This window comes from Mesorhizobium sp. M0060 (assembly GCF_040323155.1).
GTDB lineage: Bacteria > Pseudomonadota > Alphaproteobacteria > Rhizobiales > Rhizobiaceae > Mesorhizobium.
The window spans coordinates 44,656-60,571 of the sequence record NZ_JAMYUP010000027.1; the positions used below are offsets into that span (position 1 = coordinate 44,656).

A 15,916-nucleotide genomic window follows, 5' to 3' on the forward strand; every position below is an offset into this window, starting at 1 on the left:
GGGTGGGTGTCCGGTAAATCGGCGCGCGTGTCACCAGACGCCGTTTCTTATCCCGGTCCAGAGATAGAACCAGATCGTTGGATGATACCATTGTTTCGAAGGCAGGCCGGGATCGACCGTACCGAGCTTGCCGGCCAGCACATCCCTGACCACCTCGACGCAGATGTCGCGCGAGAACGCCGCCTGCCGCAACGCGTAGCTTGAAATGGTATCGCCCGGCTGCGGTTTGCCGCGCGCCTGCCGTAGCACGCCGCCGGTGTCGACACCGGCGTCAACCAGATGCACGGTGGTGCCGAAGTTTTCCGCATCGCAGGAAGCCAGCGCCCAGTAGCCGCCATTCATGCCACGATATTTGGGCGCGATGCCGGCATGATAGTTGAGGACCGGGCAAGGCATCCCGGCCAGCGTCTGCCTCGACAGCAGGCGGCAGCCGGCAAGCAGCACGACGCCGGGCCGGGATGTCCTCGATCGCCTGCAGGCACTCCGGCGCATTGGCCGAAGGCACGTGGATGATCTTTTGCCCTGGCCTGGGTTCGGTTTGCAGTTTCTGTTCGGCGATGATGCGTGCTGCATGGCCGGCGAAAAACCGTTTGCCGAGCCGGGTCGGCATCATCGTGCCGAGTTGACCGATGGCCGAGGTCCAGCCTTGCCGCCGCGCCCGCCCGAGCAGCAATTGCTTTTTGGATTCAGGGGTTTCCAGGATGACGCTGACAGGCCCGAGTTGGTCGGCGATGGCGTTGACGATCGCCCAGATATGCGGACCGCCTTCGGTGACGACGACGATCGGCCGTTGGTTTGTTTTCGACCGTGCCATGCTTCGCGACCCCGCAAAGACCTGTTCTTTGCGCGCGAATGCTAGGCTGGCCGGGTTAATCCTTGGTGATCGGGGCTCAGCGCTTGAATTCGAGGATGTCGAGCTTCGATTCGTAGTGGGGCGCCGGGAACTCGATGCGCCATTCGCTGGCGCTGTTGCGGAAGGCATAGCCGACCTGATCGCTTTCCGGGCCGCTGCCGTAGGGCTTTGCCGAATCGTCGTTGACGTAGAAGGAACCAAGATAGATCGCGCGTTTCTCGCCATCATCGAAGAAGCGGCCCTTGGTGCGCTGCGAACCGGTGATCTTTTCCAATCTCCAGCCGGAACCGTCGTCGCTCACCTTGCATTTGAACCAGCCATAGATGACCAGCGGGTTGAGCCCGCCGGCCTTGATGGTGCGGCATTGCCAATTGCCAGTCAGGTCCTTGTCGGAGAAGGAAACCAGGGGCTTTGCCAACAACGCATCGAGCTGCTTGACCTCGGCGGGGTCGCCGGCCTTCGCCTCGTCAAGCGCTGCCTTGCGCGTCTCGCCATATTTGTCGAGCCGCGCCTTGTCGGCAGTCGTGATCAGCTTCTGCACTTCGCCGTCGGCGAACGCGGGCAGGGTCAAGCAGAGGACAGCTGCTGCGGCAAACATGAGGCGAGCGATCATTGGTGGCGTTTCCCGCTTCGAGCAGCCTGTTTTCTTGTCTGGCGCATACCTTAATGTTTCGCAGCGCTCTGTCATCCATGCTTGACAGCATCAACAGCAGAAACGAGGCGGAACGAATGCGGATCTTGCTGACTGGATCATCGGGCTGGCTGGGCAGCGCCTTGGCGCCGCGCCTGCGGGCCTTCGGCCATGATGTCACCGGCCTCGATCCCGTCTCATCCTCGGAAACGCGAATCGTCGGCTCAGTCGCCGATCGCGACCTGGTCATGCACGCGGTCAAGGAGAACCGTATCGAGGCCATCATCCACAGCGGCGCGCTGCACAAGCCTGACATCGAACATCATCGCAACGAGGATTTCGTCGAGACGAATGTGCGCGGCACGCTCAACCTGCTCGACGCGGCCGCTGCATTCGGCGTTCAGCGCTTCGTCTTTACGTCGACGACGTCGCTGATGATTTCCCAGGCTATACGCGCCGGCTTTACCGGCGGCGCGCGCAAGGCGGCATGGCTGACGGAAGACACGTCGCCCGAGCCACGCAACATCTACGGCATCACCAAGCTCGCGGCGGAACATCTTTGTCGCCTCTACCAGCTCGAGTTCGGCCTTCCGGTGATTGTGCTGCGCACCGCCCGTTTCTTCCCCGAAACCGATGACATGGCGCATGTGATCGAACAGTCGGACGTCAACACCAAGGCAAATGAACTGCTGTTTCGCCGGCTCACGGTGGAGGATGCTGCCGATGCCCATATCGCCGCCTTGGAGAAAGCACCGCAATTGGGCTTCGACATCTTCATCATTTCGGCGCCAACACCGTTCCAACCCGACGATTGCCCGGCATTGATCGCCGACGCACCGTCGGTCGTGGCGCGCTATTTCCCGGATTATCCGGCGCTCTACGCGAAGAAAGGCTGGACGATGTTTTCGTCGATCGACCGGATCTACGATGCTTCGCGTGCGAGGGACCGGCTGGATTTCGTCTGCAAGACGAGCTTTGCCGATGTGCTCGCCGGGCTAGAAGCTGAAGAGGGCGTTACCTAGAATTATCGTCAAGCCAGGACTGCAGCGCTGGCCAACTCCTTCGTCAGGTCGCCATAGCCGGTCGAGCGGCGCTCATAAGCGAGGCCGAGCATTTTCGCGGCCTTTTCGGCGACCTTGTCGAGCTCCGGATCGTCGGTCTGGGCGATATAGATCAGCTTCTCGTAGTTGCCGAAATAGTCCTTGATCAGCTCCGGGTGCTTGTCGAGGCCGAGCGGCTTCATGAAGAAAGCATCGAATTGCCGGCATAGGAAGTCGGTCATATAGAACGACATCATGTCGTCATCGGCGACCTTCGCATAGGCATCCATGCCCTGATAGAAGGCAAAGCAATGCGGTCCGGCCATGCGCTCGACGCCGTGCTTCTCGCAGATGCGGTCAAGCAGGCCACCAGTGCCGCAATCGGCATAGCCGACGAAGATGTGTTTGTAGCCGTCGGTCTTGGCCTTCTCGATAGCCTTGTCCATGGCCGGCGGGATGCGGTCCGGATAGAAATGGAACTCCGCCGGCAGGCAGGTCAGGTCGAGATGGTCGAGCCCGAGCTGCTCCTTGACCGCCAGAACTTCGCGCGCAATCATCCCGCAGGCGATGACGAGCAGCTTGTCGCCTTGATCGGATTGTTGTTTTCGCGCGGTACTCATGGAACCAGTCTAATCGATCTTCGTTGCTGTCCAGCAAATTTATATGCTGAGGGAGACATCAATCATGAAATTGTTCCGCGTTGCGCCAATCGCTATTCTCGCCTGCGCCTTGGCTGTTTCGGCTTGCGCCAACACGGTGCGCGGCGTCGGTAAGGATCTCAAATCCACTGCGAAGGCCGTTGACGATACCGTCAAGAAACCCTGATTTGCACGGTTTCGAACATTTGGGAATAAAAAAGCCGCACTGCAAGGCGCGGCTTTTCTCGTCGGAGCCGAATTTGTTGGCTCAGGCCGAAGCGCGGACGTTGTGCTTGCGCTTCATGAAGTCCTTGGCGGTCTCGACCGCCACCGCGGCGTCGCGGCAATAGGCGTCGGCGCCGACGGCCTTGCCGAATTCCTCGTTAAGCGGTGCGCCGCCGACCAGCACGACATAATCGTCGCGAATGCCCTTTTCCTTCATCGTATCGATGACGACCTTCATGTAAGGCATGGTCGTCGTCAGCAGGGCCGACATGCCGATGATGTCGGGCTGGTGCTTTTCGATGGCGTCGAGGTATTTTTCGACCGCATTGTTGATGCCGAGGTCGATGACGTCGAAGCCAGCGCCTTCCATCATCATGCCGACGAGGTTCTTGCCGATGTCGTGGATGTCGCCCTTGACGGTGCCGATCACCATCTTGCCCTGCTTCGGCGCGCCGGTGGCGACAAGCAGCGGACGCAGGATGAACATGCCGGCTTTCATCGCGTTGGCCGATAGCAGCACTTCCGGAACGAACAGGATGCCGTCGCGAAAATCCTCGCCGACGATGCGCATGCCTTCGACCAGAGCCTCGGTCAGAACCTTGTAAGGCGCCCAGCCGCGCTCGAGAAGGATGTTGGTGCCTTCCTCGATTTCTTCCTTCAACCCGTCGTAAAGGTCGTCGTGCATCTGCTGCACCAACTCGTCGTCGGAGAGTTCCGAAAGGATGATCTCGTCGTCGGCCATTTTTTCTCAGGCTCCTTGCCGGCTACAACTATCGCGGCAGCTTAAAAATATCGCGTCAATACCTAACCCGCGCGGGCCGGTTGTCCATAGCTGATTTGCGACTTCCCGCAAAAGGAAAGCGACCGTAAATCTCTTAGAATTCTTGTCGATTTTGCGACAGGCGTTGGCGCTGGCGGGCCGTTTCGAATAGGGTGCATGGCTACGATCCGGCCAGAGACCGCAATATGCGGCCGCAAACGGATTTCAGGCCGGAACAAGAGCCAGGGAAGAACGATCATGAGTGAGAACGCGCCGGTCGATCAGGAAGCGTCAAACGCACGGCGCGGGCGCGCTGCCAGCGGTGGCGCCGCAGCCCGACGAGCTGCACGTTCGGGCGGCGGCCCCGGCACACAGCTCACCTATATCAAGCGCAAGATCAACGTCTATGAAGTGTTGGACGAGGAAGGGCTGGCGCTGATCGAAAAGAACACCGACACGGTGCTGGAAGAGATTGGCATCATCTTCCGCGACGACGCCGAGGCACTGCAGCTTTGGAAAGAGGCGGGCGCCGACGTCAAGGGCGAGCGCGTGCATTTCCCCAAGGGCCTCTGCCGCTCGCTGTTGAAGACCGCTCCGTCCGTCTATACCCAGCACGCCCGCAACGGCGAGCGCTCGGTGCAGATCGGCGGCAACGCGACCGTGTTCGCGCCGGTCTATGGACCGCCCTTCGTGCGCGATCTCGACGGGGTCAGGCGCTATGCGACGATCGAGGATTTCCGGAATTTCGTAAAACTCGCCTATATGGCGCCGTCGATCCACCATTCGGGCGGCACGGTTTGCGAGCCGGTCGACGTACCGGTCAATAAGCGCCATCTCGACATGGTCTACAGCCATATCAAATATTCCGACAAGCCGTTCATGGGTTCGGTGACTGCGCCCGAGCGCGCCGAAGATACGGTGGCAATGGCCAAGATCGTGTTCGGCGACGATTTCGTCGAGAACAACACGGTGCTGACCAGCCTGATCAATGCCAACTCGCCGATGGTGTTCGACGAAACCATGCTGGGAGCGCTGAAAGTCTATTCGCGCCACAACCAAGCCTGCATCGTCACGCCGTTCATCCTTGCCGGTGCGATGAGCCCGGTGACGGTCGCCGGTACGCTGACGCAGGTTTTGGCCGAAGTGCTGGCCGGCGCGTCGTTCACGCAGCTGATCCGGCCGGGCGCGCCGGTGCTGTTCGGCACCTTCGCCTCGTCGATCTCAATGCAGTCTGGCGCGCCGACCTTCGGCACGCCGGAGCCGTCGCTGGTTTCCTATGGCGCCGCCCAGCTTGCCCGCCGGCTCGGCCTGCCGTTCCGCACGGGCGGCTCGCTTTGTGCTTCAAAAATCCCCGATGCGCAGGCGGCCTATGAGAGCGCCAACACGCTGAACTCGACGATCCTCGCCGGCACCAATTTCGTGCTGCATTCGGCCGGCTGGCTCGAGGGCGGTCTGGCCTCCTGCTACGAAAAGTTCGTGATGGACATCGACCAGCTCGGCATGACGCAGAAGTTCTCCGAAGGTGTCGACCTGTCGGAAAATGGCCAGGCGATGGATGCCATCCGCCAGGTCGGCCCGGGCAGCCATTATCTCGGCTGCGATCACACCCAGGCCAATTTCCAGACCGCGTTCTACCGTTCCAACATCGCCGATAACAATTCCTACGAGCAGTGGCTGGCCGAAGGCGAAAAAACCGCGCCGCAGCGGGCCAACGAGCTCGCCCGCCGCTGGTTGGAGAGCTACGAGGCGCCGTATCTCGACCCGGGCATCGACGACGGGCTGAAGGACTTCATCGCCAGGAAGAAGGCGTCGATGGCCGACGCCTTCACCTGAAAGGAGCCCGAATCAGGCGGGGCTAAAGTCGCCGACATCATCCACAAAGAAGTCTGGCGGAGCGCCTTCTCCGACCCGGACAAGAAGGGATGATCCTCGAGGGCAGCATGATCGAAACCATTGCGGCTGCGCTTTCCGCCCACGGCCTCATCCTGCGCGGCGGCTTCAATTTTGCGGGCGGTGAGGAAACACCTTCCGGTCTCTCCGGCGCTGCTGCCAGATCCGTCCTGCTGGTGGGGCAGGCGGGTGCCGCACCTTGGCCGCACTTCCTGCGCTGGCTGGAGAAACGATCACAATCCTTCGCCAATCCGCTCGACACATGGTCGCGCGACGTCATCGGCGCGGTGGCCGAAAAATTCGGGGCACGCGCGGTGTCGCCGTCCGACAGGCCTTATCTGCCGTTCCAGCAATGGGCGATGCGGGCGGAGGGGCTGAAGCCGTCGCCGCTCGGCATCCTCATGCATCCGCAATACGGGCTCTGGCATGCCTATCGCGGCGCGCTGCTGTTCGAAAACGAGATTGCGCTCCACGAACCTCGCGACGTGATTCACCTTTGCGATACGTGCTTGGAAAAACCTTGCCTGAAATCCTGTCCGGTCGTGGCTTATTCTGCGGATGGTTTTGTGCATGAAACTTGTCTGGCGCATGTGCGTGGGCAAAACGGCGGACCTTGCCGGACCGGCGGCTGCCTTGATCGCAACGCCTGTCCTTACGGCACCGATTATCGCTATCCGGCCGAGGTTCAGGCCTTTCACATGGCAGCATTCGCGCGTCTGTAGCGTCGCCGAATGCCGCACGAAATCTTGAAGGAGTTCGCTGCATTACAGCTTGCCGCGACGGTCAGCGCAGATATCTATCGCACCACACGTCAACGGAGCGGATGATGGCCAAGCAAGCGATGCAGATCAAGACAAGCGACGGCGTGGCCAAAGCCGGGCTGCTCCGCTCGGCAGCCCCGGCCAAGGCAGCGATCATCCTCTACATGGACGCTTTCGGCCCGCGACCGGCGCTCGATCAAATGGCAGAGCGGCTCACGGACGAGGGCTACGCGGTGCTGGTGCCGGATCTTTTTTACCGCAATGCGCCCTATGGCACCTTCGATCCCAAGACTGCGTTCAGCGAAGAGAAGAGCAAGGCCGCCATCACGGGTCTCGTCGGCGGCACGACCCAGGAGATGACAATCCGCGACAGCGGCGCTTTCCTCGATGCGCTTGCTGCCCAAGGCCTGACCGGGCCGGTCGGCATTGTCGGCTACTGCATGGGTGGAGCGCGGGCGTTGAACGCGGCGGCCAGCCATCCCGACCGCATCGTTGTGGCGGCCAGTTTCCACGGCGGCAATCTGGCTGGTGACGCTGCCGACAGTCCGCACCGGAAGGCCGCCTCGGTGAAGGCAAAGGTCTATATCGGCACTGCGGGTGTCGACCGCAGCTTTCCGCCCGCACAAGCGGCGCGGCTGGCCGAAGCGCTGCGCGCGGCTGAGGTCGACCATGTGATAGAGAACTATGCCGGCATGGCGCATGGCTGGTGCGTGCCGGACCACAGCGCCTTCGATGCAGCCGGCGCCGAGCGCCACTGGAAGCGGCTGACGACGCTGTTCGCGGAGACGCTCGGTCAGGGCACGCCAACCGTTACGACGTGACGGCGCGCCAAAAAATTCTTTCCATCGCCCCAAGGAACAGCCATTAGCCTTCGTCCAACAGGCAATGATGGCGATGATGCTGGACGAAAGCGAAGCCTCCGACGCTGAACTGATCGGGCGGGCGAAGGGCGGAGATCGGGGTGCTTTCGGCAAGTTGCTCGAAAGGCACTACGGTTTCGTCTATCGCGCCGCCTATCGCTGGTGCGGGAAAAAGGCCGACGCCGAGGATATCGCCCAGGAAGTCTGCGTCCGGCTTGGCCGGGCGATCCGCGACTATCATGGCAGCGGCGCCTTCACGACATGGCTCTACGCCATGACGCTGAATGCGGCGCGTGACGTGATGCGCAAGACCGCCCGCGACACTGCCAAGACCGAGGCGTATGGCGCCTATGCGCTGATTTCGGGGGGAACCTCGGTCGAGCCGGAAGATCCGGCCGAGGCGCTCTGGGCAGCGGTGCGCAAGCTTCCTGACAAGCAGCGCGACGCGGTGCTGCTGGTCTATGGCGAAGGGCTGAGCCACGCGGCCGCCGCCGAGGCGATGGCGATCTCGGAGACGACGGTTTCCTGGCACATCCATGAGGCGAAGAAACGGTTGAAGACGCTGATGCGTTCAGCCGGGGAAGTGTGACCATGGTCGACGACAACCAACTGAACAGGCTGCGCGATATCGCGGCACCGGCGCCGGACGCGGACGCAAAGGCGCGTGCCTTCCATGCCGCCATGCGCGCCTATGACATGGACGAAAAAACTTCACCTGCCGCCCAAGGATCGGTGAGCGGGCTTCGTCTCACAGAGCGAGCACGAAAGCTCTGGAGCGAAATCATGCAAAAGAAACTCTTCGCCACGCCGGCCATTGCCGGGCTCGTTGCCCTGCCGATCGCCGGATATGCCACCATCTATATGCTCGGGGAATCCAAATTCGGTGGGCCCGAATTCGGCGGGGACGATAAGATCACCGAAACGCTGGCTGACAAGCCGGCGACCGTCAAACCGCCGGTCGTGGCCGAAGCGGACAAGCAGAAGAAGGCGGATGCTGACAGTGAAAATCGCGACGTCGGCGAGGCGCTTGTGGCGCCGACATCGCCGCCGAAAGCGGAATCGACCGCAGTCGGTGGGCTGACGCAGCAGGAGGCGCTCACCCGCAATGCTCCCGAACCGGCGCAGAGTGGCGAGTTTGTGCTGAATGACGGCACCCGCACCGCGGCTCCGGCCGTCGATGGCGGCGCGCGGGTCGGACGCATGCCTGGCACGGTTGCCGATTCCAAGCTGATGGCACAGCAGCCTGCCGCTGCGCCGGCCGACCAGATGCTTCCGCAAGAGGAAAACCGCGATCGCGTCGAGAATTTCAAGACCAATCCGGTGCATGCCGCAATGGAAGACCCGGTCTCGACCTTCTCTATCGATGTCGACACCGCTTCCTATTCCTTCGTGCGGCGCTCGCTGAAAGAAGGTTTTATTCCGCAGGCCGATACGGTGCGCGTCGAGGAGATGATCAACTATTTCCCCTACGACTGGAAAGGCCCGGACTCCGCGTCGACGCCATTCAACTCGATCGTCAGCGTCATGCCGACGCCGTGGAACGAGCACACCAAATTGATGCATGTCGCCATCAAGGGGTTCGACGTGAAGCCAGCTGAGCAGCCCAAGGCCAATCTGGTCTTCCTGATCGATGTGTCCGGGTCGATGAACGAGCAGGACAAGCTGCCGCTCCTGCAGTCGGCCTTCCGGCTGCTGGTCAACAAGCTAAGACCCGACGATACCGTCTCGATCGTCACTTATGCTGGCGATGCCGGCACCGTGCTGGAGCCCACCAAGGCTTCGGAGAAGAACAAGATCCTCGCCGCCATCGATAATCTGACGTCTGGCGGCTCCACGGCGGGCGAGGCGGGCATCAAGGAAGCCTACAGGCTGGCGCAGAAATCCTTCGTTAAGGACGGCATCAACCGTGTGATGCTCGCCACGGACGGCGACTTCAATGTCGGCCAGACCGACGACGACGATCTGAAGCGGCTGATCGAAAAGGAGCGCAAGACAGGCGTGTTCCTGTCGGTGTTCGGCTTCGGCCGCGGCAATCTGAATGACCAGATGATGCAGACCATCGCTCAGAACGGCAACGGCACCGCCGCCTATATCGACACTTTGGCGGAGGCCGAGAAGGTGCTCGTCGAGGATGCCTCCTCGACACTGTTCACCATCGCCAAGGACGTGAAAATCCAGGTCGAGTTCAACCCGAACAAGGTCTCGGAGTACCGGCTGATCGGCTATGAAACCCGTGCCTTGAACCGCGAGGATTTCAACAACGACCGCGTCGACGCCGGCGAGATCGGCTCAGGCCATTCGATCACCGCGATCTACGAGATCACGCCTAAGGGCAGCGGCGGCGAACAGATTGATCAGCTGCGCTATGGTCAGGCCTCGGTGAACAATGGCGGTGTCGCCAATGCCGACGAGTATGCCTTCCTCAAGATCCGCTACAAGCTGCCGAACGAGGACACTTCGAAGCTGATCACCACTCCGGTGACGTCAGCCAACGAGGTGGCGTCGTTCGACCAGGCCAGCACCGACCAGCGTTTCTCCGTTGCCATCGCTGCCTTCGGCCAGAAGCTGCGCGACGAGGATGCGACCGCGAAGTTCGGTTACGACAAGATCACGGAGATTGCCACCGCCGCCAGAGGAGCCGACCCGTTTGGGTACCGGTCCGAGTTCCTCTCGCTCGTGCGCCTTGCCTCGGCGATCGGCGGTAACCGGTAGTGGCAATGACGGCCGGTTTCTTTCAGATGGGATCGTTCTGATAGGGGGAGCCGGCCTACGGGCGGGTGAGGCAGGCCGGCGAGGGAAACCTTGCCGGCCTTTTTTTGTGGCAGCACCGCTTCGCGCGGAATGCTGCGCAGCCGAAAGCATCAGGCGCGTCCGCGGCGGCGCTCGCGGCGGGCTTCGCTGGTCTCGGCGACGTTTGCTGTCGCCTGCTTGTTGCGCATCGGGCCGATACGTTCGACGATCTGCTCGACGGTCGGGCGATCCGACTTCATGTGTGTATCGAGCGCCTTGCGCATGGCGGCGAGGTGCTGGAACGAGGTGCCGCAGCAGCCGCCGACGATCTTGGCGCCGGCATCGACGGCGAGGCGCACATAGTCGGCCATCAGCTCGGGCGTGCCGGAATAGTAGATCTCAGCGCCGCGAAATTCGGGAATGCCGCAATTGCCCTTGACGATCACCGTTGCCTCCGGCTTCGCCTCGGTCATGTCGAGCAGCGAAGCAAGAATATCGGAGGCGCCGACACCGCAATTGGCGCCGACACCGAGCGGCGTCTGCGACAGGCCGTCGACGACACCGTGGATGTCCTTCGGCAGCAGCCCCATCATGGTGCGGCCGGCGGTGTCGAAGGAGCCGGTATAGGTATAGGGCAGGCCGACGCGGATGGCGGCTTCGGCGGCGGCGCGGATCTCGTCCGGCGCCGACATGGTCTCGATCCAGGCGACTTCGGCGCCGCCAGCCTTCAGGCCCTCGATCTGTTCGGCAAAGGCCTCGACCGCCTCGTCGTAGGTCATGGCGCCGAGCGGCACCAGCAGCTCGCCGGTCGGACCGACGGAGCCGGCCACGATCACCTTGCGGCCGGCCTTTTTTGCAACGGCGCTTGCGATCTCGGCCGCGCGCTTGTTCAGCGCGTAGACCCGGTCCTGTGCATGGTGCAGCTTGAGCCGATGGCGGGTGCCGCCAAAAGAGTTGGTCAGGATGATGTCGGCGCCGGCATCGACAAAGTTCTGATGCAGGCTGGTGATGGTGTCGGGCGCGGTCTCGTTCAAGAGCTCGGGGGCCTCGCCGGCTTCAAGTCCCATGGCGAACAGATTGGTGCCGGTGGCGCCATCGGCGAGCAGGACGCCCTTTTCGGCAAGCAGCGCGTCGATCGGATTGGTCATGATGAAATACGCCTTCCCGGAGAATAACTGAGATAAAGATATAAAGAATTCTTTATGTGGCGTCAATGTCGGCGCGAGAAACAACCGGTCAAAATCGCATCTCCGCGAGCTTTCGTGTGAAGCTGGCCGCCTCATGAGCGTTGACGTCTGCGGCGCGGATCAGATTGTCGAAATGGCTGGTCAGGGTGCGGATTGGCTGGGTGGCGTTCAGCACCAGATACATGTCGCCGACATAAATGGCGGCGCGATAGGGTCCGAAGATGGTGTAGGGGATCGAATAGCGCATCCGCCCGTCATAGAGAAACAGGCGGAAGGTGGGATAAAGGTCGTCGAGCAGCGTCGCCATGTGGAGGAGCTGCTGGTGACGGTCGGCCTCCGGGAAACGGTCCCACACGCCCAGCCCGCGCGCGAAGATCTCCAGCGTATGGCGCGGCATACAGACTTCCATGTCGGTTTCGGGCCGTCGGTTGTAGTCGATGCGGTACTGCGTTTCGCCGGCCTGTGCCTCGCGGCTCTTGTTGGCGATGACGGCTTCGTAGTCGACAAGCGCCTCGGTGCGCAGAAGATCGGGAATGCCGGCCGGCACGTAGCGGATTTTCGTTCCGGCCGCCTCGGCATGCCAGCGAGCCAGCAGCGTGCGGTCGAAGCCGTCCGGCGCCTCCTCGATCTCGAGGCTCTCGCGGATTTCGCCGGTGACGCCTTCGTCCTGGCTGAGACCGAGCAGCCAGTCGAGCGAGACTTTGAATTCGGCGGCGATGTTGAGCAGCGTTTCGGCTCGGGGAAGGCGGGTCGAGGCGCCGGAGAGCAACTGCGACAGCGCCGAACGGTCGATGCCAACCGCTGCGGCGAAGGCCGACTGGTTCAAATCGGACCTTGTCAAGAGCATTTTCAGGCGTTCGCGAAAGATCGTCGACAGGTCGCGCTTGTCCAAATTGCCACTCCACTCGATAGGAGGAAAAATTTGCGCCGAAGCCGTCAATAGTGCCTTGTGGGCGCAAATGAATCCGGAAGCTTGTTCACAATAGATAACATCTGCGGCTGAAAATGCGCAATCGCAACAGTTTGTGCGCTTTATCGCGTTGCAGTAAGGCAACGCTCCTGACACAATGCTGTCAGGAATCAAACGGGTTCCGGCGACTGGAAGGCAGTGGTCGATAGCATGACGAGTACGGGCAATAGGCGACGCGGTGCAGCGGCCATCGAATGGCCGACCGTGGTTCTTGCATTTTTCTGCTACGGCGGCTGGCTCGCCACCGGTTTCCTGCTCTGGCCATCCTACCCGCTGCTGGCGCTCGCCCTTCTGACCCTGATTGCGGCGCTGCAATCCTCGCTGATGCACGAAGTGCTGCACGGCCACCCAACCCGGAATGCGCGGCTCAACGAAGCCTTCGCGTTCTTGCCGATCGGTCTTGTCTGGCCGTTTCGCCGGTTCAAGACCATTCATTTGCGCCACCATGCAGACGAACGGCTGACCGATCCGCTCGACGATCCCGAAAGCTATTACAAGGCGCTCTGGCAGCACGAGGAGCTGCCGTCGGCGATGAAGTTCCTGCTGAAGATCAACAACACGATGCTCGGGCGCTTGGTGCTCGGCCCGTGGCTTTCCTGCATCGGCTTCTTCATCGACGATGCCAAGCAGGTTGCCGCGGGCGACAAGACCATCCGCAAGGCGTGGCTGCTGCACGCGATCGGCCTCGCCGTGGTGTTGCCTGTCGTGCAGTTCGGCTTCGGCATGCCGTTATGGCTCTACATACTGGTGCCGGTATGGCTTGGGCAGTCGCTGATTTCGATCCGCACCTACGCCGAGCACCAATGGTCGGAACATCCGGAAGGCCGCACGATCATCGTCGAGCGCTCGCCGCTATCCTTCCTGTTCCTCAACAACAATTTGCATTTCGTCCATCACAAGAGCCCGACGGTGGCCTGGTACAGGCTGCCGAAGCTGTTTGCCGACCGCCGCGACGAGTGGCTGCGGATGAACAATGGCTACGCCTATCCGAACTATTTCGCGCTGCTCAAGGCCTATGCCTTCAAGGCGAAGGAGCCGATCGTCCATCCCGTGCTGCGGCGTACGCCGGATCTGGGACGCGCGTTCAAGCCGCGCGTCAGGGCGCGCAGCCTCAATGGGCTTGGCAGCGCACCGGTACCTGCCGAGCCGCCGAAGGAATGATTTTTGCGGCATTGCAAGCGGCGCCGCGGAGCGACGCTTTCCTGAACTTGTCAATTTCCCCGCATAACGGTCAAATCTCGGCATGAGCGAATTCATTGCGGCTTTGCCGATGTATGACTGGCCGGAAGCGCGGGACGAGGTCGACGCAGAATGGGCGCGGCTGCGCGATGTTTTCAGACAAAAAGGCATCGATGCGCCGGAGACGATCATCCGCCGCAACGGCGATTTGCCGCCGGTGCCTGGCGGTATCCGCGATGATCAGGGAAAACTCATCGCGCCCGATCCGGCGACATTGCCGCCGGACGTGCTGGATTTTCACCGGCTCTGGCTGCATCCGGCGCTGCTCTTTGCGCAAACCTGCTGGGGACCGATGGAACTCGGCCTGTCGCAGCGTGTCCACCTCGTCGGCCAGCCGCGCTACGACGCATTCGAGGGCGGACAGGGCGAACTCTATTCGAGCGCCATCGTCATGAGGGCGGGTGAGGCACCGCCGGCAAGGTCGCCGGACGACGGCGGCGCCGTCATTCCGCTCGATCTGCTGCGCAGCAAGCATTTCACCTTCAACAGCCTCGATTCCATGTCGGGCATCATCGCGCCAACACGCGACCTGCAAGCATTCGGCGAGAGTTTGGATATCTTTTCCGCGCTGAGCGAAAGCTGTGGGCACCGCGCTTCGATCGTTGCTGTTGCCGAGGGCAGGGCCGACGTCGCGGCGATCGACTGCAAGAGCTGGGCGCTGGCGCAGCGTTTCGAGCCTGCGGCGCAGAAGGTGACGGTCGTCGGCTGGACAAGGCGGCGCAAAGGCTTGCCGTTCATCACCGCCAGGACGACGCCAGAAGCGATCGTCGCCACGATGCGCGAGGCGATCGCGGCGCTGACGTAGATTCGCTCAGCCGCCAAGCAGCCGATTATCGAGCGGGTAGGTCGAAAGCTTCTCGTTGCCGGTCTCGGTGATCAGAATCTGTTCCTCGATCTTGACGCCTTCGTAGCCGCCAAGCCGGCCGATATAGCTCTCGACGCACAGCACCATGCCTGACACGAGCACGCCGTCGGGTGTGTCGTCGGTCCAGTCGCTGGCATGCGGCAATGTCGGGTATTCGTCGGCAAGGCCGACGCCGTGATAGAGCACCCCGTAACGGGCCGGGAAGCAGTCTCCCGGCGGCACTGACGAGCGCTCGACGAGGTCGCGGAACGATACGCCCGGCCGCATCAGCTCTGTGTTATGGGCGATCTGGTCGGCGGCGATGCGGAACAGGCCGCGCTGCTCCTGCGACGGCGGCGCGTCACCGCAAAGCCAGGTGCGCGAAAGGTCGGCGCAGAAGCCGTAAGGACCGATCAGGTCGGTGTCGAAAGCGACGAGATCGCCAGCCTCGATCGTCCGCGAAGAACATTCCTGGAACCATGGATTGGTGCGTGGGCCCGACGACAGGAGCCGGGTTTCGATCCATTCGCCGCCGCGCGCGATGTTGCCGCGATGGAGTTCGGCCCACAATTCGTTCTCAGCGATGCCGGGCCTCAGCGCCTGCTCCATCTCGCCCATCGCCGCCTCGCAAGCGACGATCGCCCGGCGCATGGCAAGGATCTCGTCGGGCGATTTGATCAGCCGCGCATTTTCCATCACCGCCTCGCCATTGCCGGTCGAAATGCCGAGACGGGCGAGCTCTTCGATGCCCTCGGGATTGATGTGATCGACGGCGATACGGCGATTGCCGCCGCCATGTTCCGATACCAGCTCGGCAATGCCGGATGCCCAGCGGCGCACTTTTTGACCGGTCAGCTCGCCGCTATAGAGATATGCCCACGATACAGCCGGCCGCACCTCGTCGACGACGCCGGAATGGTCGGAAAGGTGCTCGCATGAGAAATAGTCGAACAGCACCACCGGGCCATCGGTGGCGACGAAACAATGCCTGGTCGGATTGTGCGCGACCCAGAGCTGCATGTTGGTGGCATCGGTAGCGTAGCGGATGTTGACCGGATCGTAGAGTAGGGCTCCAGCATAGTCGCGGCGCTTCAACTCGGCGCGGATGCGGTCTAGCCGGTATCGGCGCATGGCGGGCAGGTCGGGCGCGGCAATACCCGCCGCTTGCCACTCGGCTTCCGCCAGCGCTCCATAGCCCAGCACATGCTGGTTGAGTTTGGCGGCCTTCAGGCGCGATTTTTTGCGCAGCGCATCGATCGAGCTGTCCGGCTCGAACGGCATGATCTTG

Annotated in this window: 15 protein-coding genes and 1 pseudogene; 9 read left to right on the plus strand and 7 right to left on the minus strand. The window is 62.0% G+C overall.

Annotation, left to right across the window (positions count from 1 at the left end):
* Positions 1-30: 30 nt before the first annotated feature.
* Positions 31-814 (minus strand): annotated as a pseudogene (locus NKJ94_RS23135) (formyl transferase).
* A 76-nt stretch (positions 815-890) separates the two neighbouring features.
* Positions 891-1,466 (minus strand): DUF4893 domain-containing protein, encoded by a 576-nt coding sequence (locus tag NKJ94_RS23140; RefSeq protein WP_352528175.1) that lies wholly within the window; start codon positions 1,464-1,466, stop codon positions 891-893.
* Positions 1,467-1,582: 116 nt separating this feature from the next.
* Between NKJ94_RS23140 and NKJ94_RS23145 the strand changes: the two genes are divergently transcribed.
* Positions 1,583-2,506 carry an NAD-dependent epimerase/dehydratase family protein gene (locus NKJ94_RS23145; protein ID WP_352528177.1) on the plus strand — a complete coding sequence of 308 codons (924 nt, stop codon included), beginning with the start codon at positions 1,583-1,585 and terminating at the stop codon, positions 2,504-2,506.
* 8 nt (positions 2,507-2,514) lie between these two features.
* On the opposite strand, the gene NKJ94_RS23150 is transcribed toward NKJ94_RS23145, so the two are convergent.
* The gene (locus NKJ94_RS23150) at positions 2,515-3,144 is read right to left on the minus strand and encodes a DUF1638 domain-containing protein (protein WP_352528179.1); all 630 of its coding nucleotides are present in this window, start codon (positions 3,142-3,144) and stop codon (positions 2,515-2,517) included.
* 64 nt (positions 3,145-3,208) lie between these two features.
* Between NKJ94_RS23150 and NKJ94_RS23155 the strand changes: the two genes are divergently transcribed.
* Entirely contained in the window at positions 3,209-3,349 is a 141-nt protein-coding gene (locus NKJ94_RS23155; protein WP_292654758.1) for an EncA/B family entericidin, read from the plus strand.
* A gap of 81 nt (positions 3,350-3,430) precedes the next feature.
* Here NKJ94_RS23155 and NKJ94_RS23160 read toward each other — a convergent pair whose 3' ends face one another.
* Positions 3,431-4,129 (minus strand): cobalamin B12-binding domain-containing protein, encoded by a 699-nt coding sequence (locus tag NKJ94_RS23160; protein ID WP_023676506.1) that lies wholly within the window; start codon positions 4,127-4,129, stop codon positions 3,431-3,433.
* 276 nt (positions 4,130-4,405) lie between these two features.
* Between NKJ94_RS23160 and NKJ94_RS23165 the strand changes: the two genes are divergently transcribed.
* From NKJ94_RS23165 to NKJ94_RS23185, 5 genes are all read left to right on the plus strand, one after another.
* Positions 4,406-5,980, plus strand: coding sequence for a trimethylamine methyltransferase family protein (locus NKJ94_RS23165; RefSeq protein ID WP_352528181.1), 1,575 nt, complete (start codon positions 4,406-4,408; stop codon positions 5,978-5,980).
* Positions 5,981-6,087: 107 nt separating this feature from the next.
* On the plus strand, positions 6,088-6,759 hold the full coding sequence (locus tag NKJ94_RS23170; RefSeq protein WP_352528183.1) for a hypothetical protein: 672 nt from the start codon (positions 6,088-6,090) through the stop codon (positions 6,757-6,759).
* A 104-nt stretch (positions 6,760-6,863) separates the two neighbouring features.
* Positions 6,864-7,619: a dienelactone hydrolase family protein gene (locus tag NKJ94_RS23175; protein WP_352528213.1), complete on the plus strand. Its 756-nt coding sequence runs from the start codon at positions 6,864-6,866 to the stop codon at positions 7,617-7,619.
* A 67-nt stretch (positions 7,620-7,686) separates the two neighbouring features.
* The gene (locus tag NKJ94_RS23180; RefSeq protein WP_352528215.1) at positions 7,687-8,247 is read left to right on the plus strand and encodes an RNA polymerase sigma factor; all 561 of its coding nucleotides are present in this window, start codon (positions 7,687-7,689) and stop codon (positions 8,245-8,247) included.
* A 2-nt stretch (positions 8,248-8,249) separates the two neighbouring features.
* Entirely contained in the window at positions 8,250-10,370 is a 2,121-nt protein-coding gene (locus tag NKJ94_RS23185) for a vWA domain-containing protein (protein ID WP_352528185.1), read from the plus strand.
* A gap of 149 nt (positions 10,371-10,519) precedes the next feature.
* Here the strand turns inward: NKJ94_RS23185 and bmt are convergent, their stop codons facing one another.
* Both bmt and NKJ94_RS23195 read right to left on the minus strand, forming a co-directional pair.
* Positions 10,520-11,536, minus strand: a complete 1,017-nt coding sequence (gene bmt, locus NKJ94_RS23190; RefSeq protein WP_352528187.1) for a betaine--homocysteine S-methyltransferase — start codon at positions 11,534-11,536, stop codon at positions 10,520-10,522.
* 88 nt (positions 11,537-11,624) lie between these two features.
* Complete coding sequence (locus NKJ94_RS23195; RefSeq protein ID WP_352528189.1) at positions 11,625-12,467, minus strand: helix-turn-helix domain-containing protein; 843 nt, start codon at positions 12,465-12,467, stop codon at positions 11,625-11,627.
* 228 nt (positions 12,468-12,695) lie between these two features.
* Here NKJ94_RS23195 and NKJ94_RS23200 point away from each other — a divergent pair, with 228 nt between their 5' ends.
* On the plus strand, positions 12,696-13,706 hold the full coding sequence (locus NKJ94_RS23200) for a fatty acid desaturase (RefSeq protein WP_352528191.1): 1,011 nt from the start codon (positions 12,696-12,698) through the stop codon (positions 13,704-13,706).
* 82 nt (positions 13,707-13,788) lie between these two features.
* On the plus strand, positions 13,789-14,589 hold the full coding sequence (locus tag NKJ94_RS23205; RefSeq protein WP_352528193.1) for a phosphate/phosphite/phosphonate ABC transporter substrate-binding protein: 801 nt from the start codon (positions 13,789-13,791) through the stop codon (positions 14,587-14,589).
* A 6-nt stretch (positions 14,590-14,595) separates the two neighbouring features.
* Here NKJ94_RS23205 and NKJ94_RS23210 read toward each other — a convergent pair whose 3' ends face one another.
* Complete coding sequence (locus NKJ94_RS23210; protein WP_352528216.1) at positions 14,596-15,909, minus strand: M24 family metallopeptidase; 1,314 nt, start codon at positions 15,907-15,909, stop codon at positions 14,596-14,598.
* Positions 15,910-15,916 lie beyond the last annotated feature (7 nt).